We start from the raw sequence: 19,897 nt of genomic DNA, 5'->3' as shown, positions 1-19,897 counted from the left end.
GCGCCGTCCGTCGCAGGCGGTTGGCGGACGATGGTCGCACCGCTCTTTCCGCCGTGCCGGCAAGCGGGCGGGAAACCTGAAACCGACGGAAAACCGGGTAAAAGTGTTGCTCCGCCGCCACAGCGGATCAGCTTTGTTTCGCTTGCGTGGAAACGAACCTTTGGGTAGGGAGTTTGCGCTGTCCGTAGTGACAACCGTGAAAGGGGATACAGATGCGCAAGCTTGCCATTGCCGTGGCGCTCGCTTCAACCGCACTTGCGACGCCCGCGCTTGCGCGCGATAAGGCGTGGTATGTTGGCGTCGAAGGCGGCGCGATGATTGTCGAAGACATTCACTTCGACATCGGTGCGGCGCCAGACGCCATGAAGATCGACCATAACTACGGTTATGACGTCGGTGGCCAGGTCGGTTACGACTTCGGTATGTTCCGCGTCGAAACCGAAGTTTCGTACAAGTCCGCCAATGTCGACGCGATCAGCTCGAGCCTTCGCATTCCGGCGTATAACAGCGCTGGCGCTCTGGTTCAGTCAAACGCCGGCAGCTATAGCTATGCCGGGGGCAAGACCACCGCGTTGAGCTTCATGCTGAACGGCATGCTCGACTTCGGCGACGATGATGGCCTGCAGGGCTTCGTCGGCGGCGGTGTCGGTGTCGCTCGCGTCAAGGCCGACAAGTACGCGCTCAACACCTACGGCTCGTTCCTGAACGATTCGGACACGGTGTTCGCGTGGCAGGCGATTGCGGGTATCCGTGCGCCGATCACCAACCATATCGACGCGTCGCTGAAGTATCGCTTCTTCAACGCCGAGAACGTCAAGCTGGTCGACGTGACCGGCCGGACGCTGGACGGACGCTTCCGTACGCACAGCATCCTGGGCGGCTTCACCTACAACTTCGGCGAACCGCCGGCGCCGCCTCCGCCGCCGCCGCCTCCGCCTCCGCCTCCTCCGCCGCCGGAACCGCCGGCGCCGCCGCCTCCGCCGGCCGTGGTCTGCTCGCCGGGACCGTTCATCGTGTTCTTCGAGTGGGACAAGTCGGATATCACGCCGGAAGCGGCGTCGATCCTCGACAACGCGATCAGCCAGTACGCGAACTGCGGCAATGCCCAGGTCATGCTGGCGGGTCACGCGGACCGTTCGGGTTCGGCCAAGTACAATGTCGGCCTCTCGCAGCGTCGTGCCGACGCGGTGAAGGCTTACATGGTCGCCCATTCGGTTCCGGATGGTGTCATCAGCGAGCAGGCGTTCGGCGAGAGCCGTCCGCGTGTCGAGACCGCCGATGGCGTCCGCGAGGTCCAGAACCGTCGCGTGGAGATCACCTACGGCCCGTCTTCGGGTCAGTAAGTCTCCAACGACTGAAAGATTTGGGGAGGTCGGTTCGCCGGCCTCCCTTTTTCTTTGCGTGTGAGCGGAAGGGAATAGCGCAGCTATTTCCACCAGCGAACACGCACGGCCGGCGGGCGTGAGGCGCCCGACCGACGACGCGGCTTTGCCGCGGCGGTTTTCCCGAGCTTAGCCCTCTCCCGTTTAGGGGAGAGGGTTGGGTGAGGGTCTTCTTACTTCTCCTGGCCCGACACTCGCCTTGAAGAAGTAAGAAGACCCTCACCCTCCCACCGCTTCGCGGCGGGCCCCTCCCTCTCCCGCACGCGGGAGAGGGGGCGACGGTTCACGGCTCAGGCTGGCTCACACAGGGATGGCAAAACCCCCTACTTGCGATAGAGCACGCGGGTCACGATCTGGCGGGTCGCCGGACATGCCGTCTGCACCGAGGGACTAGAATGAAAATCACGATGATCGGATCGGGCTATGTCGGCCTGGTGTCGGGAGCCTGCTTTTCCGATTTCGGCCACGACGTGGTCTGCGTCGACAAGGATGCGGCCAAGATCGAGGCGCTCCAGGGCGGTCGCATGCCGATCTACGAACCCGGTCTCGACCAGCTCGTCGCGACCAACGTCGCCGCCGGGCGCCTGACCTTCACCACCGATCTCGCCACCGCGGTCGCGGGCGCCGATGCCATTTTCATCGCGGTGGGCACGCCGTCGCGCCGCGGTGACGGCCATGCCGACCTGACCTATGTGTTCGAGGCGACCAAGGAGATCGCCGCGGCGGTCACCGGGCCCACCGTCGTCGTCACCAAGTCGACCGTGCCGGTCGGCACCGGCGACCGCGTCGAGGAGATTCTGCGCGAAGAACGCCCCGATATCGACATCGCAGTCGTTTCCAATCCCGAATTCCTGCGCGAGGGCGCCGCGATCGGCGACTTCAAGCGGCCCGACCGTATCGTCATCGGCAGCGAGGATGCGCGCGCCCGCGAAGTGATGCGCGAAGTGTATCGCCCGCTCTATCTCAACGAGAGCCCGATCCTGTTCGTCAGCCGCCGCACCTCGGAACTGATCAAATACGCCGCCAATGCCTTCCTCGCGACCAAGATCACCTTCATCAACGAGATCGCCGATTTGTGCGAAGCGGTTGGCGCCAACGTCCAGGACGTGTCACGCGGGATCGGGCTCGACAATCGCATCGGCGCCAAGTTCCTCCATGCCGGACCCGGCTATGGCGGCTCGTGCTTCCCCAAGGACACGCTGGCGCTGCTCAAGACCGCCGAGGATCACGAAAGCCCGGTCCACATCGTCGAGGCGGTGGTGAAGGTCAATGACAGCCGCAAGCGCGCGATGGGCCGCAAGGTACTCCACGCGCTGGGCGACGAGCCCCGCGGCAAGTCGGTCGCGGTGCTGGGGCTGACGTTCAAGCCGAACACCGACGACATGCGCGACGCGCCCAGCCTGGCGGTGGTGCAGAGCCTGCAGGACGCCGGCGTGACGGTGCGCGCGTTCGATCCCGAAGGGATGGAGGCGGCCAAGGCGATGATGCCCGGCGTCATCTTCTGCAAAGATGCCTATGAGGCCGCGACCGGCGCCGACGCGGTAACGATCGTGACCGAATGGGACACGTTCCGCGCGCTCGATCTGCGGCGGCTGGCAAGCGTGATGACCGCGCCCGTGATGGTCGATCTGCGCAACGTCTATCGGCCGGATGACGTTCGCAAACTTGGCTTCGCTTATTCCTCGGTCGGGCGCTGACGATCAGGCGGCGGTTATCTCCCCTCCCGCAAGCGGGAGGGGAATAAGCGTCAGATCAGCGCCGTCGCCAGCCACGGTGCGACGATCGCATCGCCCAGGGCCTCGACCCGGCGTAGTTCGACCATCAGGCCGAGATCGGGATAGACCGCGCGCGTCCGGTCGCCCGCGGGCGCGATCGGCGCGACCACCAGCCGCCGGTTGACCTTGGCGCGATAATGCATCCGCGCGGTATTCTCCTGCCCGACATAACAGCCCTTGGCGAAGCTCACGCCGTTGAGTTCGCTGGCATTCGCCTCCAGCCACAAGGTCTTGTCCTGGCCAAGCTCGGCGACCCCCTCCGTCACGCCGAGCGACAGGCGGTGCGCGCGCCATCCTTGCGCCGGCTCGCTTGGCATGCCCAGCCAACGCCGACCCAGTTCCGGCAAGCGCGGGTCGGGCACGCCCAACGCGCTGTCCCGCGCCCAATGCACTGCGCCCGCGACGCGTTCGATCGTGATCGGCCGTCGCAGCCGGTACATCATCAGCCGCCGCGCCAACGCGTCGGCCTCGGCCGCCTCGCAATCGATCAGCACCGAATCGCCGTCCGCCCAGAGCAGGAAGTCGAACAGCGCCTTGCCTTGCGGGGTCAGTAGCCCCGACCAGCGCGGCGCAGCGGGGTCGAGCGTCAGCACGTCCTGCGTCACCAGCCCTTGCAGGAAATCGCGGACGTCGTCGCCGGCCAGGCGGATCAGTGCGCGGTCGTCCAGCATGGTTCCAGTGTCGCTCATGGTGCCAAACTAGTGCGCGCCCGCCCGAATCCAAGCCATGCTGGCGGATCGCGGCGCACGATTGTAGGGCGATTGTCATGACCGATCGCCTGACCATCCGCCGCCCCGACGACTGGCATGTCCATCTGCGCGACGGCGCGATGCTGGAGGCGGTCGTCGCGCACACCGCGCGCCAGTTCGCGCGCGCCATCGTGATGCCCAACCTCACGCCGCCGGTCACCAACGTCGCCGCGGCCGAAGCTTATCGCACGCGCATCCGCGCCGCCTTGCCCGCCGGCAGCGACTTCACGCCGCTGATGACCTGCTATCTGACCGACGGTGCCGACCCTGCCGAGATTGAGCGCGGGCATGAAGCGGGCGCGTTCACCGCGTGCAAGCTCTACCCCGCGCACGCCACGACCAATTCCGCGCATGGCGTCACCGACATCCGCGCATTGGGCGCGGTGCTCGAAACGATGCAGCGGATCGGCATGCCGCTGCTGATCCACGGCGAGGTCACCGACCGCGATGTCGACATTTTCGACCGCGAGGCGGTGTTCATCGATCGCACGCTGGCGCCGCTGGTGCGCGACTTCCCCGCGCTCAAGATCGTGCTCGAGCACATCACCACCGCCGAAGCCGCTGAATTCGTGGCCGACGCCGGTCCGCTGGTCGCCGCGACGATCACGCCGCAACACCTCCACCTCAACCGCAACGCTTTGTTCGACGGCGGGCTGAGGCCGCATGCTTATTGCCTGCCAGTGATCAAGCGCGAGCGCCATCGTCTCGCGGTGCGTGCGGCGGCGGTGTCGGGTTCGCCCAAATTCTTCCTCGGTACCGACAGCGCGCCGCATGCGGTCGAGCGCAAGGAAATGGATTGCGGCTGTGCCGGCATCTTCAACGCGCCGTTCGCGCTCGAAAGCTATGCCGCGGTGTTCGAGGAAGAAGGCGCGCTCGACAAATTCGAGGGCTTTGCCTCGGAACATGGCCCGCGCTTTTATGGACTGCCGCTCAACGAGGGGACGGTGACGCTGGAGCGCGTGGCGACCGAGGTGCCGGCGCGCGTCGCGGGGCTGGTGTCGTTCCATGCCGGTGAGACGCTGGAGTGGCGGTTAGTGGTATAGCTCCGGAATACCCTCTCCCGCTTGCGGGAGAGGGAGGGGCCCGCGAAGCGGGAGGGTGAGGGTCTTCTTCAACTTGCGACGCGGGCAGAGCCCGCGTCGTCGGTCGGCGCTGTGCGCCGCCGGCCGGGCCGATGCGAGTCAGCGGGCGAGGGCGCCCGCTGCCGCATTCGGCCTTAAAACGGCATCCACTTCGATTTGTGGGTGAATTTCATATAGCCGGCATTGACCCCGGCGCGCCAGCCGACGCCCAAGCGGATCGGGATCAGCACGATGTTGCCGCGCCGGAGATAGGTCGCCGAGAATCCGCCGACGAAATAGAGTCGTCCTTCGCCGCTCGGGAAGCGCTTGTAGAGATCCTCGGTGTCGTAGAGATTGTACACCAACACGAACACCTTGGTGGCGTCGCCGCCGACATCGAACCCGACCGATGGGCCGGTCCAATAGATCTTCTGGTCGCCCGCCACCTTGTGGCTGAGCGTGCCCGAGCCGTAGCGCAGTCCGACGACGAACGCGCCCGATGCCTCGCGCCCGGCGATATAGGCGTTGGGCCGCCCCTGATTCTTCAGAGTCTTCTCGATGATCCCGGCCAGACCCTTGGCGCCCTTGCCGAATACGCCTTCAGCCGCGTCGAGCACGTCGTCGTCGCCATAAGTCGGGCCGGTGGTCGGCGGGATCGGCGGCGGGGCAGTGGTGGTGGTCGCGGTCTCGTCCTGCGGCGGCGGCGCCTCGTCATAGGCCGGCACGCTCGGATTGGCGGGCGGCGGCGTGTACGGCGCGGGCTGTGGCGGTGGCGGCGGCGATCGTTGCAGGTCGCCATCGATCGCCTTGTTGGGATCGATCGTGGTCATCTGCGCGGCGACCGGCCCGGTGATCGTCAGCATCGCCAACGACAGAATAGTCAATAAACGGCGCATCATCGCCCCCAACCCCAACCCATACATGCCATACGCTAAGCCCGGCGGAGATTGCCCGGCAATGAACGCAGCGGCGATCCGAGTCTATTCCGCGCCCGACCGAGTCGAAACCCCCGGTTGATCACCTAGGGGACGCTCGCTATAGGCCCGCATTCTGCCGCAACCGGAGACGTGGGTGAGTGGCTGAAACCAACGCTTTGCTAAAGCGTCATACGGGAAACCGTATCGAGGGTTCGAATCCCTCCGTCTCCGCCAAAACGCCGGCACCGTGATCGAGTGCCATTGGCGGCGTCGCGGTTGCAGCCGGCAGTTGCAATGCCATGCGGCATCTTCACTCGCTCGCCAGATTATCGAGGATCGGGCAGTCGGGCCGGGTGTCGCCGTGGCAGCGTTGGGCGAGGTCGATCAGCGTCCGTCGCATCGCCTCGAGCGCTTCGGCCTTGCGATGGAGTTCTCTGGCTCGCGTCGTGGCCAATGCCTTGACTTCGGCGCTCGCGCGGCTGCGGTCGTTCCACAGGTCAAGCAATGTGCGGATGTCCTCGATCGGAAAGCCGAGGTCGCGCGCATTGGCGATGAAGCGCAACCGGTGGAGATCGGCGGGCGAATAATCGCGATAACCGCTGTCGCGCCGCGGCGCGCGCGGGATCAGCCCGATCTTCTCGTAGTGGCGGATCATCCGCTGCGAGACGCCGCTCGCTTCCGAGGCCTGGCCGATGTTCATAGCTTCACCGCGTTGAGTCGGAGCGCGTTCAATACCACCGTGAAGCTCGACAGCGCCATCGCCGCGCCCGCGAACATCGGCGACATCAGGATCCCGGCGACCGGGTAGAGCACGCCCGCCGCGACCGGCACGCCGATCCCGTTGAACAGGAACGAGAAGAACAGGTTCTGGCGGATATTGCCCATCGTCGCATGTGCGAGCCTGCGTGCCCTCACCATTGCCGACAAGTCGCCCTTGGTCAGCGTCATGCCCGCGCTTTCGATCGCGACATCGGTGCCGGTCCCCATCGCCACCCCGACATCGGCCGCTGCCAGCGCGGGCGCGTCGTTGATGCCGTCGCCGGCCATCGCCACGGTGGCGCCCTTCGCCTTGAGTTCGCCGACGATGCGCGCCTTGTCCTCGGGCTTGAGATCGGCATGGACTTCGTCAATCCCGCCGATCTGGCGGGCGATCGCCTCTGCCGTGCCGCGGCTGTCGCCGGTCAGCATGACGATCCTGAGCCCGTCGCGGTGCAGCGCGGCGATCGCGTCGCGGGCCGATTCCTTGAGCGGGTCGGCGACCGCGACCAGACCGGCCAGCCGTCCCTCGATCGCCACCAACATGACCCCGGCGCCTTCGCTGCGATGACGTTCGGCGGTTTCGTCCAACGCCGCCGGATCGATTCCGACGCGCTGCATCTGTGCGGCATTGCCAACGACTACCGCGCGCCCGCCGACGCGCCCGCTGATCCCGAGCCCGGTCTGCGATTCGAAATCCTCGACCGGCGCCAGCTCCAGGCGTCTCGCCTCGGCCGCCTCGACGATCGCGCGCGCCAGCGGGTGCTCCGAACGGCTCTCGACCGCCGCCGCGGCGGCGATCAGCGCGTCTTCGCCCAGGTCGCCGAGAGGCTCGGCGGCGATCAGCTTGGGCCGCCCCTCGGTCAGCGTTCCGGTCTTGTCGATCACCAGCGTGTCGACCTTTTCCAGCGCCTGCAACGCCTCGGCATTCTTGACTAGTACGCCGGCATGCGCGCCGCGTCCGGTCCCGACCATGATCGACATCGGGGTCGCGAGCCCGAGCGCGCAGGGGCAGGCGATGATCAGCACCGCGATTGCGTTCAACAGCGCGTGGCCGAAGCGCGGCTCGGGACCGACCAAATTCCACACTACGAACGTGGCGACCGCGATCGCGACGACCAGCGGCACGAACCATCCCGAGATGCGGTCGGCTACCGCCTGTATCGGCGCCCGGCTGCGCTGTGCCTGCGCGACCATCTTGACGATCCGGGCGAGCACCGTGTCGGAGCCGATCGCCCGGGCTTCGATCACCAGGCTGCCGGTGCCGTTGACCGTGCCGCCGGTGACCCGCGCCTGTGCCTCCTTGAGCACCGGCGCGGGCTCGCCGGTCAGCATCGATTCGTCGACCGGGGAACGGCCCTCGATAACCATGCCGTCGACCGGGATCGCTTCGCCCGGGCGCACGCGCAGCCTGTCGCCGACCATGACTCCGCCCAACGGCACTTCGCTCTCGCCGCCGTCGGCATCGATCCGGCGCGCCGTTTTTGGCGCGAGGTTGAGCAGCGCCCGGATCGCGCGCCCGGTCGCCGCGCGGGCGCGGAGTTCGAGCACTTGTCCCAGCAGCACCAAGGTCACTACGACGCCGGCCGCCTCATAATAGACCGGGATCATCATGCCGTGTTGCCGGAAGCTGGGCGGAAACAGGCCAGGCGCGACCGTGGCGACCAGGCTGTACGTGAACGCCGCGCCAACGCCGATCGCGATCAGTGTGAACATATTATAGTGCCGGGTCTTGAGCGACGCCCAGCCGCGCTCGAAAAACGGCAATCCACCCCACAGCACGATCGGCGCCGTCAGCAGCAATTGCACCCAGGGCGACCACTTCGGGTCGACGAGGCGGATGCCGAGCATTTCGGCGCCCATCGAGATCGCGAGTAACGGCAAAGTGAGCACGCCCGACACCCATAGTCGCCGCGTGAAGTCGACCAGCTCGGGATTGGGTGCATCGTCGAGCGACGGCTCTTCGGGCTCGAGCGCCATGCCGCAGATCGGGCACGTGCCCGGACCGTCGCGACGGATCTGCGGGTGCATCGGACAGGTCCAGATGGTGCCTGGCGCCGCCTCGGGTTCTGGGCGGGCGCCACCCAGATAGGATTCAGGGCTGGCCACGAACTTGGCGCGGCAGCCGGCGCTGCAGAAATGATAGTCTTGCCCATCATGCTCGGCATGGTGCGGCGTCGCGGCCGGATCCACGGTCATGCCGCAGACCGGGTCCTTCACCTGGCCCTCGGTCAGGGCGTGACCGGAACAGCAGCCGCTTGCGGGATGGGCATGGTGGTCGGCGTGATTCATGTAACGGTCCTCCGATGCCACCCCATGTGAGGTCTGACATCATGTCAGGGTCAAGCCCCGAATTTATGCCGCCCCGGCCCGGCGATCTCGATCGGAGTGGGCATAAGCCGCAACCGGCGCAACGAGCAGCACGGCCGCGCTGATCGGGGCAAAACGCAAAAGCGGCATTCTCCGGAGGGCCGACAAGACGTCGGCAATCAGGAGTACGCATCTCGCCCCAGCAACCCCTCATCAATCAGCACAGAAATTTTGCGATTCGGGGCCCGCACGTTTTTTTTGAGGGATTGCTTCGCCCGGCGCGTAAGAGCGAGAAAGGGCGAGCGGAGATGGTTATGGAACAGGATCTGGACGCGGCCCTTCGACGGCTTTCGACCATACCGGCGCACCCGGGGCTCATGTCGATCGAAGGCGCGGTGCTCGGGCGGTTGCACGACCGTGCAGGCACGACGACCGTACACGGAATTGGAATCGGAGCCGTCGCCGTTGTCGCGGCGCTGACGCTCGGGATTATAAGCGGCGGTTCGCTTCAGGCGAAGGCGGCACCTGACACGCTTTCGCCGTTCGGTCCCTCGAGCCCGCTCGCACCGTCGACCCTGCTGACGGCGAGCCAGTGAAACCGCTGCGCTGGACGATCGTCATCGCGGTGGTGGCGTTCCTGGCCGGCATCGCCGGGGTGTTTATCGGCCGCGCGCTGGTTCCCGTGCCGCAAGACGAGGGCACCGAACTCCATGAGGTGCTCCACCATCAACTACATCTCGATCGGGGGCAGGAGGTTCGGCTCGACGCACTTGAGCAGCGCTTCGCGATCCGCCGTCGCGCGCTCGAGCTCGAGCTACGCGCCGCCAATGCGCGACTCGCGGGCGCAATCCAGGCCGAGCACGGCAATGGTCCGCAGGTCGCCGCCGCGGTCGATGCTTCGCATGCCGTGATGGGCGAGCTCCAGAAGGATACGCTCGCGCATATCTTCGCGATGCGACAGATACTGCGGCCGGATCAGGCGGCGACATTCGATCAGGCGGTGGTGAAGGCGCTGACCGTCGACGCGCGGTGACGCTCGATCTCACCGCGCTGACCGACGGCGAGCTGGCCGCGCTCAGCATCGCCGGGCGCGACTCCGCCTTCGCGGAGATCATGCGCCGCCACCGCGAGCCCCTGTATCGCATCATCGCGAACAATGTCGGCGATGCCGACGAGGCGCTCGACCTCGTGCAGGAAAGTTTCGTTGCCGCGCACCGCGCGCTCGTGCGCTACGAGCCCGACCGCCCGATGCGGCGCTGGCTCGTGACGATCGCGCTCAACAAGTGCCGCGATTGGCGCCGCCGGCGCGCGGTCAGGCGATTGTTCGCGTTCGCTCTGCCGCTTGATGACACCAGCAACCAGATCGCCGAGGATCGCACGCTCCCCGACGCGGAGGCCGCCGGCCGCGAGGAAATGGCGCGCCTCTCGCGTGCGATCGCCGAGCTTCCGGCGGCGCTCCGCGAGCCCCTGATCCTGCACACGATCGACGAGCTGAGTCAGGGCGAGACCGCTGCAATATTGTCGATCAGCGAGAAGGCGGTCGAGACACGCATACGCCGCGCGCGCGCCAAGCTTGCCGAGCGCCTCGGCAGAGGCTGAATCGCGGTGCTTGACCCTGACATAGTGTCAGATCCCATGTTGTCCGGGAAAAGTGAGGGGCACGCGCACGACGTGCGTATGCCTTTCAGACGCCCAAGTTGAAGACGGGACCCAGGACCAGCATGACCGACACCATCGACCGCCGCCAGTTGCTGCGTGGCGCCACGTTCGCGGGAGGCGGCCTCGCGCTGGCGGCGTGGTTGCCTGCCTGGGCGCAAACCAATTCGGCTGGCATCGTGCGACCGCTCCCGACGCTTTCCGGCGAGGATATCACGCTGACGATCGCGCGCCAGACAATGGTCATCGACGGTCGCAGAATGAGCGCGATCGGGGTCAACGGTACCGTGCCCGCGCCGCTTTTGCGATTGCGCGAAGGGCAGAAGGTCCGGCTCAACGTGGTCAACGCGCTCGACGAGGACAGCTCGATTCACTGGCACGGCATGCTCGTGCCGACCCAGTTCGACGGCGTGCCCGGCGTTTCCTTCCCCGGCATCAAACCGCGCTCGACCTTCAGCTATGAATTTCCGATCCGGCAATCGGGCACCTATTGGTACCACAGCCATTCCGGGTTGCAGGAGCAGCTCGGCCATTATGGGCCGATCGTCATCGACCCGGCGGGCACCGATCCCGTGCACTATGACCGCGAACATGTGCTCGTGCTCGCCGATCATAGTGCGTTGTCGCCGGCGGAGATCTTCCGCCGGATCAAGGTCGATCCGGGTCACTTCAACTTTCAGCGCCAGACGCTCTCCGGGCTGCTTGCCAAGCGCGACCAGCCGATCAAGGACCGGATGGACTGGGGCCGGATGCGAATGGATCCGACCGACATCCTCGACGTGACCGGCTCCGCCTATACCTATATCGTCAATGGCTTTGGCCCACGCGACAATTGGACTGCGTTGTTCAAGCCCGGCGAGCGCGTGCGGCTGCGCATCATCAATGCCTCCGCCATGACCAATTTCAACGTCCGCATTCCCGGCCTGTCGCTGTCGATCGTCCAGGCGGACGGCCAGAACGTCCATCCCGTTGCGGTCGACGAATTCCAGATCGGTGTCGCTGAGACTTACGATGCAATCGTCATACCGTCAGAGGACAAGGCCTATTCGATCATCGCGGAAGCGGTCGACCGATCCGGGATGGCGCGCGCCACGCTGGCACCTCGCCCCGGAATGGTCGGCGAAGTCCCGCCGCTCAGGAAGCGCCCGATCGCGACCATGAAGGACATGGGGATGGACATGTCGAGCATGCCCGGGATGGAGGGCATGGACAATTCGGGCGGGATGGCGCCGCAGCGCGGCATCGATCCGAGCGCCGAGCAGAACCGCTCGGCGAGGCTGGCAACGTCAGGTGCCGCCTTGTCGGCTGCACCGCAAGGGACGGACGCGATGCCCGGCATGGCCTCCGGTGACATGGCCGGCATGGACCATGGCAAGATGGCGGGGATGTCCGGCCAGAATGGCGGCGCGGATATGGGCGGCGCGAACATGGGTTCGATGAAGATGCGCGATTTCTCGAACGCGCCCCAGGTCAAGAAAGGCCCGGGCGTCCAGACGATCGCGCCCATGCCGATGGACCGCACCGGCGAACCCGGCCAGGGGCTAGAGGACGCGGGCCACAGGGTGCTGGTCTACAGGGACCTGATGGCGCTCGACCGCAATCCCGACGTGCGTGCGCCGTCGCGCAGCATCGACATCCACCTGACCGGCAACATGGAGCGGTTCATGTGGTCGTTCGACGGCGAGAAGATGTCCGACGTGCACGACCCGATCCCCTTTATCGAGGGCGAGCGGGTTCGGGTGAACCTCATCAACGACACGATGATGAGTCACCCGATCCATATCCATGGCCACTTCTTCGAATTGGTCACGGGACATGGCGATCACGGCCCCCGCAAGCACACGGTCCTCGTTCAGCCCGGCGGCAAGGTGACCTGGGATTTCACTGCCGATGCCGTCGGCGACTGGGCGTTCCATTGCCACCTTCTGTACCACATGATGGCGGGCATGATGCGCATCGTCAGCGTGCGGCCGAAGGGAGAGGCGGCATGAGCCGCCGCCTCACCGCCGCGTTCGCGACCGCCGCTCTCGTGCTCACCGCCCCCGCTGTCGCCCAGACCATGCCGGGGATGAACATGCCCGGGATGAAAATGCCCGCACCGGCGGCAAAGAAGCCGGCCGCAAGGAAGCCCGTCACCAAAAAAGCCGCAGCGAAGAAGCCAATCGCGCGGCGCAAGGCTGCGCCCCGCACCAGGCCCGCGGGGCCCGCGCCGGCGATGGACAGATCGATGCCGGGCATGGCGATGCCGCCCGCCAAGCCCGGTGCGCAGCCCATGCCGGCAATGCCCGGAATGACGCAGCCTGAGCCAAGCGGCGGGCCGGCCGCCCAGCCGGCGATGCCCGGGATGGACATGTCGAGCGACCACAAGGGGCACGACATGGGCGCGATGCCGGAAATGGCGATGCCGGGCATGGAGCAGACGGGCACCGCGCTTCCTGCGGGCAACGCACCCGCACCGACCCCGCCGATGGATCATTACGCCGACCGCCTTTTCCCCGCCGGGGAAATGGAGCGCGCACGCATGCAGGCGATGCGCGAACAGGGTGGCGGGACATTCTACCAGGTGATGTTCAATCTCGCTGAATATCAGGCGCGCGAAGGTCGCGACGGCTACCGCTGGGATGGCGAGGCATTTGTCGGCGGCGACATCAATCGGCTGTGGCTCAAGTCCGAAGGCGAAGGCGCGTTTCGCGAGGGTGTCGAAACTGCCGAAGTCCAGGCACTCTACAGCCATGCGATCGGACCCTATTTCAACCTGCAAGCCGGGGTACGGCACGATTTCCAGCCGTCGCCCACGCGAACCTATGCCACGGTCGGCTTCGAAGGCCTCGCCCCCTATATGTTCGAAGTCGAAGGTGCGGTCTTCCTCAGCAACAAGGGCGAGTTGCTCGGTCGCCTCGAAGGCTATTACGACCAGCGCATCACCCAGCGCCTGATCTTGCAGCCGCGCGTCGAGCTCAATCTATCGGCGCAGGATGCGCCCCAGATTCGGCTTGGCTCGGGGCTGACGGACGCCGAGCTCGGGCTGCGGCTGCGCTACGAGATCAGCCGCCAGTTCGCGCCTTATATCGGCGTCTCGTACGAGGCGAAGACCGGCCGCACCGCCGACTACGTGCGCGCTGACGGCAAGGATCCGACAACCACGAGCTTCGTCGCCGGCATGCGCTTCTGGTTCTGAGCGATCGTCGGCGGCGGCAACAGGAGGAAGATGATGGACAGAGAGACGATGCGGCGCCACCTACCGAGCATCCCGTTCGTCGGCGTGTTCGCTGCGCTGGGGCTGATCCTCGCCGCCGCCTTCGTCTATTTCGGTATCTACAATATCGCGGCCGATGCACCGCACACACCTGTCGTTCATTCGCTGATCGAAAGCCTGCGCGACCGCTCGATCGCGGTTCGTGCGCGCGGCATCACACCGCCCGCCGATCTGAATTCGCCGCAGCGCGTTGCGGCGGGAGCCGGCCTTTACGGCGAAATGTGCTCGAGCTGCCATCTCGGCCCCGGCGTCGAGCGGTCGGAGTTGAGCCAGGGTCTTTATCCGCAGGCGCCCGATCTTGCCAAAGCGCAGGACCTGAGCGCGGGCGAGCAATTCTGGATCATCAAGCACGGCGTCAAGCTGAGTGCGATGCCGGCCTGGGGCAAAACCCATCCGGATCCATTGATCTGGGACATGGTCTCGTTCGTGCGCCGGCTGCCGGGCATGTCGCCCGAAGAATATAAGCGCCTCGTCGCCAGTGCACCGGAGGACCATGACGAGATGATGAAGGACATGCCCGGCATGAAATGATCATCGCGGCAAAGGGCAGGCGATCCCGGATTGGAGGCATGATGACGAAGAACGCCTGTGCAAGCGCGGGTCTGAAGGCATGGATCGCGGGCTAGAGAAACGGCGCGCCCAGCTTGGTGCTGGACGCGCCGTCAGGATGCGGGCCGCGTGCTATCCAGGGGCGCGACCCGTACCGTTCGGCTATTGAGCGGCGTCCTTGACGTCGCCCTTGCCCATCGCCGAGACCAAAGCGCTGCCCGAGCCCGAGAAGTTCGCGGCCGGCAGATCCGCCGTCTTCTTGCCGACGCGGACCAGCACGCTTTGTACCGTACCGCGAGCGGTCGAGCGCACCGACTGAACGGTCCCGATCGTACGCCCCTTGGCGTCGGTGACGGCCATCCCGGGGTTCACCGGGAAGGCGCCCGCATTCGCCGCGCCGCTGCCGGCCAGGGCCAGATTGCCCGTGCCCGAGGCCGCGCCGCCAAGTCCGGACAGCGTGCCCGCGCCGGCGGCGCTGCCGCTGCCCGACGCACTGCCGCCGAGCGACCGAGCGCTGGACGACAGATTGCCGGCTGTACCGCGAGCGCGCTCGGCCGCCGCGCCGGTGGCGTTCCGAGTCCGATCGACCGCGTTGCGCGTCGCGTCGGTCGCGCGCGAGGCGGTCCCGCGAACAGCATCCGTGCCGACCAGTTGTGCGTCGATGCCGGTGCCGGCGCTGCCCGCTGCCGATCCGCTGCCGGTCAGCGCGTTGTCGCCGATCAGGCTGCTGTTGCTCGCATTCGTGTCGGTCGAACTCGCATTGGATGCGCTGACCTTGCCCTTGCGGGTGTCGACGCTCTTGTGCGTCCTGCTCGAACTGCGCGTCGAGGTGGCGGTGTCGGTATCGACCGGCATGCGATCGATCATACCGCCCAGCGAGCCATTGCCCGAACCGCCGAGCGATCCGCTGGCCCCGCCGAGCGTTCCCCCAAGCGTTCCGCCGAGGGTGCCGCCAAGACCGCCGCCGCCGCCAAGCAGCTGCGCCGAAGCCGGGGTCGCGGCGATCGCGATCGCGAGCGTTGCCGCACCAAACAGGATCTTCATCATGACCATTCTCCTTGTTTCTGCCCGGAGAACGGCGCCCGACACGGTTTTAATCCCGCGGCTGCGGAAAAATTATTTCGCGGGCGTTCGACACTCACCGCAGACCAGGCCCCGGCCATAAATTTTGTCGGGCCCGCGCGGTCCCAGGTCACGCGACACCGTGTCGACGCGTTTGAGCGCGGCGCCAATCGCGGTGGGCGAAGGCGACGGATAGAAGCGAGCGATCGTCGCCGCGACCAAGGGCGCCGCGAAAGACGTTCCCCGCGCTCGAAAGACCCGACCGGCAATCCCCGCCGCCAGCATGTCCGCGCCGGGCGCCGCATAATCGAGATGACTCGCGCGCCCAGCCTCGATCAGCACGCGGTTGCGCCCATCGACCCCGGTCACGGCGATCACGCCCGGATACGAAGCGGGAAACCCCGGCGGCGCGGCGGGGCCGTTATTGCCGACCGCCGCCACGATCACGAGCCCGCGCGCCTGTGCCGCCGCCACCACCTTGGCCAGCAACGGATTGGCGGGTCCGACCAGGCTGATCGTCACCACCGGCACGCGCTGCTGAACCATCCAGCCCAGCGCTTTCGCGATCGCGGTTGCATTGCCGCCCGCGGGATCGCTGCCATAGACATCGGCCGAAGCGATCCGCGCGCCAGGCAAGCCGCCGCGCACATTGCCCGACCCGCCGATCAACGATGCGACGGCGGTGGCATGGTCATTGTCTCGCGGCGCGCCGGCGGCGAATCCGGTCGAGATGGCCGCCCCGGCAACGCCGCCATCGATCACGCCGATCAGCGTGCCGTCGCCGCTTGCCACCGGAGCGGGGCGACCGTTCATGGCTCCACTCGGCATGTGGAGTTGATCCGCGCTGACCTCGCCGCCGAGCCTGCGAATTTCCCTTATCGCCGACGCGAGAGACTGTTGGCCGGGCACCGCAAGGCGAGCGAAACCCACGCCCAGCACGTCGCCACGCTCGATCACGCGATATCCCTTGGCAACGGCCGCGGCGATCACGTCATCCTTCGGATCGTCGATAACGACTTCCCCGGCGCGCGCCGGAAAGCCGTCCGGGTCGAGCGCGATACGGTCCGGATTGTCGTGGATCAGCCGCGCGATCGTGGCGCGGCGCGCCTGGTCGAGCATGCGTGCGGCGTCCGAGGGCGCGCGGAGTACGTCATCGGCCAAGCCTCGTGCGACCGGCAGGCCCGGCACGTCGATCGGGAGAGCGGGAAGCCTGGGCACGAGTTGCGCGCCCGCCGCCGTGGCGCCGGCGAGCAAGATCAGGGCAATGACCATGTGACGCAGCACGCAAATCCTTTCGCCTGGCAAAAATCATTCTGCGTGGATTAAACGGGCGACGCCATCCGTTTCATCCAGACGAAGGGAATTGGCTTGGCCGCTTTCGAAAACGAGATGCTTGCGTTGCTGCCGCGCCTGCGGCGGTTCGCGCGTGCGCTCGCCCGCGACGCGGCGGACGCCGACGATCTGTGTCAAATGACGGTCGAAAAGGCGTTGCTTGCGCGCGGATCGTGGCAGCCTGGAACGAGATTGGACAGCTGGATGTACCGGATCATGCGCAATGCCTGGATCGATACCGCCCGTGCCCGCGGCAGGGCGTCGGAGACCTTTGTCGATGCCGAGGCCGGGGCGGGAGTGGGCGGTGACGGCGGAGCCGAGGCGCGTGTCGCGCTTGGCGAGGTCGACGCGGCGATGCGGCGATTGCCGGATGAACAGCGAGAGGCGGTGGCGCTCGTGCTGGTCGAGGGCCTGGCCTATAAGGAAGCGGCCGAGGTGCTCGATATCCCGATGGGCACGCTCACCTCGCGGCTGGTGCGGGGCCGACAGGCGCTGATGCTCGATCTTGGAGAAGCGGCGTGACGATCGAGCCCGAAATGCTGATGGCCTATGCCGATGGCGAGCTTGATCCGCTCAACGCCAAGCGGGTCGAGCGCGCGATGGCCGGCGATCCGGCGCTTGCCCAACAGGTCGAACGCCACCGCGCGCTGCGCAAGCGGATCTCGGACAGCTTTGCGCCGATTGCCGACGAGCAGGTTCCCGACCGGCTGGCCGCTCTGTTGAAAAGCAATGTCGTCGACTTGCCGGCGCCCGGGACGCGCCCGATCCTGACGCGATGGCGCGCGGCGGCGGCATTGGCGGCGTGCCTGGTGCTTGGCCTGATGATCGGAATGAGCATGTCACGCGGACCCGTCTCCTCGGGAGCAGGCGGGCTATACGCCTCGGGATCGCTCGCCGCTGCTCTTGATAATCAAATCGGTGGCGCCGACGGGGCGGTGAAGGTGGCTGTCAGCTTCCGCGACAAACTGGGTGCTTATTGTCGGGTGTTCAGCTCGAGCGCGACCGACGGCATTGCCTGTCGCGACGCGTCCGGCTGGGCGCTGCGCCGCACGCAGCAGGGATCGACGACACAGCGTGGCGACTATGCGCAGGCCGGATCGCCCGATCCCGACCTCATGGCGGCAGCGCAGGACATGATGGCCGGCGAGCCGCTCGACGCAAAGGCGGAAGCAGCGGCGCGCGGCTCGGGGTGGCGCTAAGGGCCACCCGCGCCTAGAGGCGGCGACGCGTTAGTCGCGTCGCAGTGCGACGAGCCGCGCGCCGCGCACGGTCGGAATAACCGCCACCTTGTTGAGCAACGTTTCCGCGCGCGGGTCCTCCAGCCGGCCGAGGTCGATCGAGAGTTTGAGGCTGGCGCGGTGCCGGGTGAGCGCGATGCCGTACGGGATCTCGTCGAATTGCGCGACAAGGCCGAGCAGGCGCGGCAGCAGATTGGGGCAGACGTCGCCACTGACATGCAGGCGGACGAGGTTTGGACGAGCAGTTTTGGGCGCACGTGGGGCGCGAGTTTGACCAGGAAGCACGCTGAATTACTTTCAAGAAGCTGGGCAGGAACGGCGGGGCGCTCGATCACGCCCGGCCGACGACGCGCCGGATCAGCCGATCCGGCTGATGCTAATTCGCGCCTGGGTATCCCGCATTCGTGCGCGCGCAAGGTCCGGGCGAAGACGCCCGGCCGCTACGTCGAGAATCGCGCGCATGGTCATGCTGGCCATATAGAATCGCATTTTCGCTTTGACCAGCCGGATGTCCGCAGATGGATGCTCCTCGCGCGAAGGAAGGCCTGCTTAACTGAAGGATGCTGGATGCCCCGTGAGGATTCGAACCTCAATTGACGGAGTCAGAGTCCGTTTCTACTCACGCATTTCTACAGGTTTCTGGCTTCATATTTGCATTGGTGTTGCAGGCGATCAGCGCGGCAGGAAGCCGCTTAGCACCACCGCCGACCCGATAACAAACGCCATAAGGTTGATGACGGCGGCTAGCGAAATTCGGTCTCTCCGACGCGCCGCTAACGGAGGCAGTCGGCGCTATCAGGTCGAGAAAGATTGCCATTCGGTCGAGGCGGCGGAGCCTTGCAATAGAAAGTGCGTTGGAGCGACGCTAGCTCGGGGGCCTGAACGCAAGTCTCCCGCAGATATTGCGAGCCCCTTCCCGATGCGTAGCGCGCGCGCAGCGTCATGAGGGTGCTTGCGGGCAGCTTTCCGAGCAACCTTATCAGGAACGCAGGGTCATATCGCCCGATCGCGGCCGCTAGCGACGCGACTTCGCCGAAACGCCGCCGAGCGATCGAACGATGGAAGAGCGCGCGGCTCAGCCGGTTGCGCCCTTCGCGGAATCGACTTTCAAGCGCCGGATGGCGCGGCAGCAGGTCGGCAATGCACAGATCGCGCGATCGCAACATCTGCAGCCCGTTGCTGGACATGTTATTGTGGGTGTGGCGATATCCGGTGAGCGCTTCCGGAACCAGCGCGAAATGGTGACGTTCGGCAATCTCGAAATAGAGCTTCCAGTCCTCACATCCCTGCCCGCCCCGTGCGCGCAACGTCGCGTCGAAGCCGCCGACCTCCTCGATCGCGGTGCGGCGAATGAGCGGCGAGCTGCCATTGCCGATGAAGTTGTAATAAGCGAGCGGATCGAGCACGTCCCCTTCGTGACGTATCTGCGGCCCCCACTTGATTATGCGCGACTGGCCATCGAGCAGCGCGAACCACGTATATACCAGCGCGACCCGAGCATCGCTCCTGGCGAATACCGCTAGTTGCTGCTCGATCTTGCGCGGGGCCCAGAGATCGTCGGCGTCGAGAAGGGCAACAAACTCTCCCTCCGCCGCCGCAACGCCGGCGTTGCGCGCCGCGGCCACGCCGGCATTGGCCTGGCTGATAACCGAGACGCGCGGATCCTCGGCACCATGCGCCGCCGCTACTGCCGCGGTATCGTCCGTCGAGCCGTCATCGACGACGATGATCTCGAGATGGCGATGAGACTGGCCACGCGCACTCGCCAGTGTTTGATCGAGTGTCTGCCCGGCGTTGTACGCAGGAATAACCACTGAAACCTTGATCCCGCTTTCTCCCACGCCGCTTCCTCGA

19 protein-coding genes and 1 tRNA gene are annotated in these 19,897 nt (G+C 66.3%); 12 read left to right on the top strand and 8 right to left on the bottom strand.

What is annotated here, in order from left to right:
• The first annotated feature begins 212 nt into the window (after positions 1-212).
• Together AC1DRD_RS19430 and AC1DRD_RS19425 are read left to right on the top strand one after the other, a co-directional pair.
• Positions 213-1,343 carry an OmpA family protein gene (locus tag AC1DRD_RS19430; RefSeq protein ID WP_478031889.1) on the top strand — a complete coding sequence of 377 codons (1,131 nt, stop codon included), beginning with the start codon at positions 213-215 and terminating at the stop codon, positions 1,341-1,343.
• A 434-nt stretch (positions 1,344-1,777) separates the two neighbouring features.
• Positions 1,778-3,079, top strand: coding sequence for a UDP-glucose dehydrogenase family protein (locus AC1DRD_RS19425; RefSeq protein ID WP_478031887.1), 1,302 nt, complete (start codon positions 1,778-1,780; stop codon positions 3,077-3,079).
• A 50-nt stretch (positions 3,080-3,129) separates the two neighbouring features.
• Here the strand turns inward: AC1DRD_RS19425 and ygfZ are convergent, their stop codons facing one another.
• On the bottom strand, positions 3,130-3,846 hold the full coding sequence (gene ygfZ / locus AC1DRD_RS19420) for a CAF17-like 4Fe-4S cluster assembly/insertion protein YgfZ (RefSeq protein WP_478031885.1): 717 nt from the start codon (positions 3,844-3,846) through the stop codon (positions 3,130-3,132).
• Positions 3,847-3,923: 77 nt separating this feature from the next.
• Here ygfZ and pyrC point away from each other — a divergent pair, with 77 nt between their 5' ends.
• Entirely contained in the window at positions 3,924-4,949 is a 1,026-nt protein-coding gene (gene pyrC, locus AC1DRD_RS19415; RefSeq protein WP_478031884.1) for a dihydroorotase, read from the top strand.
• Positions 4,950-5,122: 173 nt separating this feature from the next.
• On the opposite strand, the gene AC1DRD_RS19410 is transcribed toward pyrC, so the two are convergent.
• A complete protein-coding gene (locus tag AC1DRD_RS19410) occupies positions 5,123-5,866 on the bottom strand; it encodes a DUF1134 domain-containing protein (RefSeq protein WP_478031883.1) in 744 nt (247 codons plus the stop codon).
• 162 nt (positions 5,867-6,028) lie between these two features.
• On the opposite strand from AC1DRD_RS19410, the gene AC1DRD_RS19405 reads away from it, so the two are divergent.
• A tRNA-Ser gene (locus tag AC1DRD_RS19405) sits at positions 6,029-6,118 on the top strand.
• A gap of 76 nt (positions 6,119-6,194) precedes the next feature.
• On the opposite strand, the gene cueR is transcribed toward AC1DRD_RS19405, so the two are convergent.
• Together cueR and AC1DRD_RS19395 are read right to left on the bottom strand one after the other, a co-directional pair.
• The gene (gene cueR / locus AC1DRD_RS19400) at positions 6,195-6,584 is read right to left on the bottom strand and encodes a Cu(I)-responsive transcriptional regulator (RefSeq protein ID WP_478031882.1); all 390 of its coding nucleotides are present in this window, start codon (positions 6,582-6,584) and stop codon (positions 6,195-6,197) included.
• Positions 6,581-8,932 (bottom strand): heavy metal translocating P-type ATPase, encoded by a 2,352-nt coding sequence (locus AC1DRD_RS19395; protein ID WP_478042685.1) that lies wholly within the window; start codon positions 8,930-8,932, stop codon positions 6,581-6,583. Before AC1DRD_RS19395 ends, cueR begins: the two co-directional genes overlap by 4 nt.
• A gap of 332 nt (positions 8,933-9,264) precedes the next feature.
• Between AC1DRD_RS19395 and AC1DRD_RS19390 the strand changes: the two genes are divergently transcribed.
• The 6 genes from AC1DRD_RS19390 to AC1DRD_RS19365 all read left to right on the top strand — a co-directional run bounded on the left by AC1DRD_RS19390 (position 9,265) and on the right by AC1DRD_RS19365 (position 14,393).
• Positions 9,265-9,546 carry a hypothetical protein gene (locus AC1DRD_RS19390; RefSeq protein WP_478031880.1) on the top strand — a complete coding sequence of 94 codons (282 nt, stop codon included), beginning with the start codon at positions 9,265-9,267 and terminating at the stop codon, positions 9,544-9,546.
• Positions 9,543-9,983, top strand: coding sequence for a periplasmic heavy metal sensor (locus AC1DRD_RS19385; protein ID WP_478042684.1), 441 nt, complete (start codon positions 9,543-9,545; stop codon positions 9,981-9,983). Before AC1DRD_RS19390 ends, AC1DRD_RS19385 begins: the two co-directional genes overlap by 4 nt.
• Positions 9,980-10,549: an RNA polymerase sigma factor gene (locus AC1DRD_RS19380; RefSeq protein ID WP_478042683.1), complete on the top strand. Its 570-nt coding sequence runs from the start codon at positions 9,980-9,982 to the stop codon at positions 10,547-10,549. Before AC1DRD_RS19385 ends, AC1DRD_RS19380 begins: the two co-directional genes overlap by 4 nt.
• A 122-nt stretch (positions 10,550-10,671) precedes the next feature.
• A complete protein-coding gene (locus tag AC1DRD_RS19375) occupies positions 10,672-12,597 on the top strand; it encodes a copper resistance system multicopper oxidase (RefSeq protein WP_478042682.1) in 1,926 nt (641 codons plus the stop codon).
• Positions 12,594-13,784: a copper resistance protein B gene (locus AC1DRD_RS19370; protein ID WP_478042681.1), complete on the top strand. Its 1,191-nt coding sequence runs from the start codon at positions 12,594-12,596 to the stop codon at positions 13,782-13,784. Before AC1DRD_RS19375 ends, AC1DRD_RS19370 begins: the two co-directional genes overlap by 4 nt.
• Positions 13,785-13,817: 33 nt before the next feature.
• On the top strand, positions 13,818-14,393 hold the full coding sequence (locus AC1DRD_RS19365; RefSeq protein WP_478031873.1) for a c-type cytochrome: 576 nt from the start codon (positions 13,818-13,820) through the stop codon (positions 14,391-14,393).
• A gap of 180 nt (positions 14,394-14,573) precedes the next feature.
• Here the strand turns inward: AC1DRD_RS19365 and AC1DRD_RS19360 are convergent, their stop codons facing one another.
• Positions 14,574-15,458, bottom strand: a complete 885-nt coding sequence (locus AC1DRD_RS19360) for a hypothetical protein (RefSeq protein ID WP_478031871.1) — start codon at positions 15,456-15,458, stop codon at positions 14,574-14,576.
• 69 nt (positions 15,459-15,527) lie between these two features.
• A complete protein-coding gene (locus AC1DRD_RS19355) occupies positions 15,528-16,757 on the bottom strand; it encodes a S8 family serine peptidase (RefSeq protein WP_478031870.1) in 1,230 nt (409 codons plus the stop codon).
• Between the two features lie 105 nt (positions 16,758-16,862).
• Between AC1DRD_RS19355 and AC1DRD_RS19350 the strand changes: the two genes are divergently transcribed.
• Positions 16,863-17,327 carry an RNA polymerase sigma factor gene (locus AC1DRD_RS19350; RefSeq protein ID WP_478032031.1) on the top strand — a complete coding sequence of 155 codons (465 nt, stop codon included), beginning with the start codon at positions 16,863-16,865 and terminating at the stop codon, positions 17,325-17,327.
• Positions 17,324-18,004 (top strand): anti-sigma factor family protein, encoded by a 681-nt coding sequence (locus AC1DRD_RS19345; RefSeq protein ID WP_478031869.1) that lies wholly within the window; start codon positions 17,324-17,326, stop codon positions 18,002-18,004. Before AC1DRD_RS19350 ends, AC1DRD_RS19345 begins: the two co-directional genes overlap by 4 nt.
• A 30-nt stretch (positions 18,005-18,034) precedes the next feature.
• On the opposite strand, the gene AC1DRD_RS19340 is transcribed toward AC1DRD_RS19345, so the two are convergent.
• Both AC1DRD_RS19340 and AC1DRD_RS19335 read right to left on the bottom strand, forming a co-directional pair.
• Positions 18,035-18,328, bottom strand: a complete 294-nt coding sequence (locus tag AC1DRD_RS19340) for a hypothetical protein (protein ID WP_478031868.1) — start codon at positions 18,326-18,328, stop codon at positions 18,035-18,037.
• A 488-nt stretch (positions 18,329-18,816) separates the two neighbouring features.
• Positions 18,817-19,857, bottom strand: a complete 1,041-nt coding sequence (locus tag AC1DRD_RS19335) for a glycosyltransferase family 2 protein (protein WP_478042680.1) — start codon at positions 19,855-19,857, stop codon at positions 18,817-18,819.
• Between the last annotated feature and the right edge of the window lie 40 nt (positions 19,858-19,897).

This window comes from Sphingomonas sp. P4_G2 (assembly GCF_056401155.1).
The sequence above is the reverse complement of the archived record's forward strand: the minus strand, read 5'-3'. Positions and strand labels throughout refer to the sequence as shown.

Bases quoted from the DNA above. Each gene is read 5' to 3' on its own strand.
- AC1DRD_RS19410 (WP_478031883.1), bottom strand. From the start codon at position 5,866: ATGATGCGCCGTTTATTGACTATTCTGTCGTTGGCGATGCTGACGATC.
- AC1DRD_RS19425 (WP_478031887.1), top strand. From the start codon at position 1,778: ATGAAAATCACGATGATCGGATCGGGCTATGTCGGCCTGGTGTCGGGA.
- AC1DRD_RS19350 (WP_478032031.1), top strand. From the start codon at position 16,863: ATGCTTGCGTTGCTGCCGCGCCTGCGGCGGTTCGCGCGTGCGCTCGCC.
- ygfZ (WP_478031885.1), bottom strand. From the start codon at position 3,846: ATGAGCGACACTGGAACCATGCTGGACGACCGCGCACTGATCCGCCTG.
- AC1DRD_RS19395 (WP_478042685.1), bottom strand. From the start codon at position 8,932: ATGAATCACGCCGACCACCATGCCCATCCCGCAAGCGGCTGCTGTTCC.
- pyrC (WP_478031884.1), top strand. From the start codon at position 3,924: ATGACCGATCGCCTGACCATCCGCCGCCCCGACGACTGGCATGTCCAT.
- AC1DRD_RS19375 (WP_478042682.1), top strand. From the start codon at position 10,672: ATGACCGACACCATCGACCGCCGCCAGTTGCTGCGTGGCGCCACGTTC.
- AC1DRD_RS19365 (WP_478031873.1), top strand. From the start codon at position 13,818: ATGGACAGAGAGACGATGCGGCGCCACCTACCGAGCATCCCGTTCGTC.
- AC1DRD_RS19370 (WP_478042681.1), top strand. From the start codon at position 12,594: ATGAGCCGCCGCCTCACCGCCGCGTTCGCGACCGCCGCTCTCGTGCTC.
- cueR (WP_478031882.1), bottom strand. From the start codon at position 6,584: ATGAACATCGGCCAGGCCTCGGAAGCGAGCGGCGTCTCGCAGCGGATG.
- AC1DRD_RS19430 (WP_478031889.1), top strand. From the start codon at position 213: ATGCGCAAGCTTGCCATTGCCGTGGCGCTCGCTTCAACCGCACTTGCG.
- AC1DRD_RS19360 (WP_478031871.1), bottom strand. From the start codon at position 15,458: ATGATGAAGATCCTGTTTGGTGCGGCAACGCTCGCGATCGCGATCGCC.
- AC1DRD_RS19390 (WP_478031880.1), top strand. From the start codon at position 9,265: ATGGAACAGGATCTGGACGCGGCCCTTCGACGGCTTTCGACCATACCG.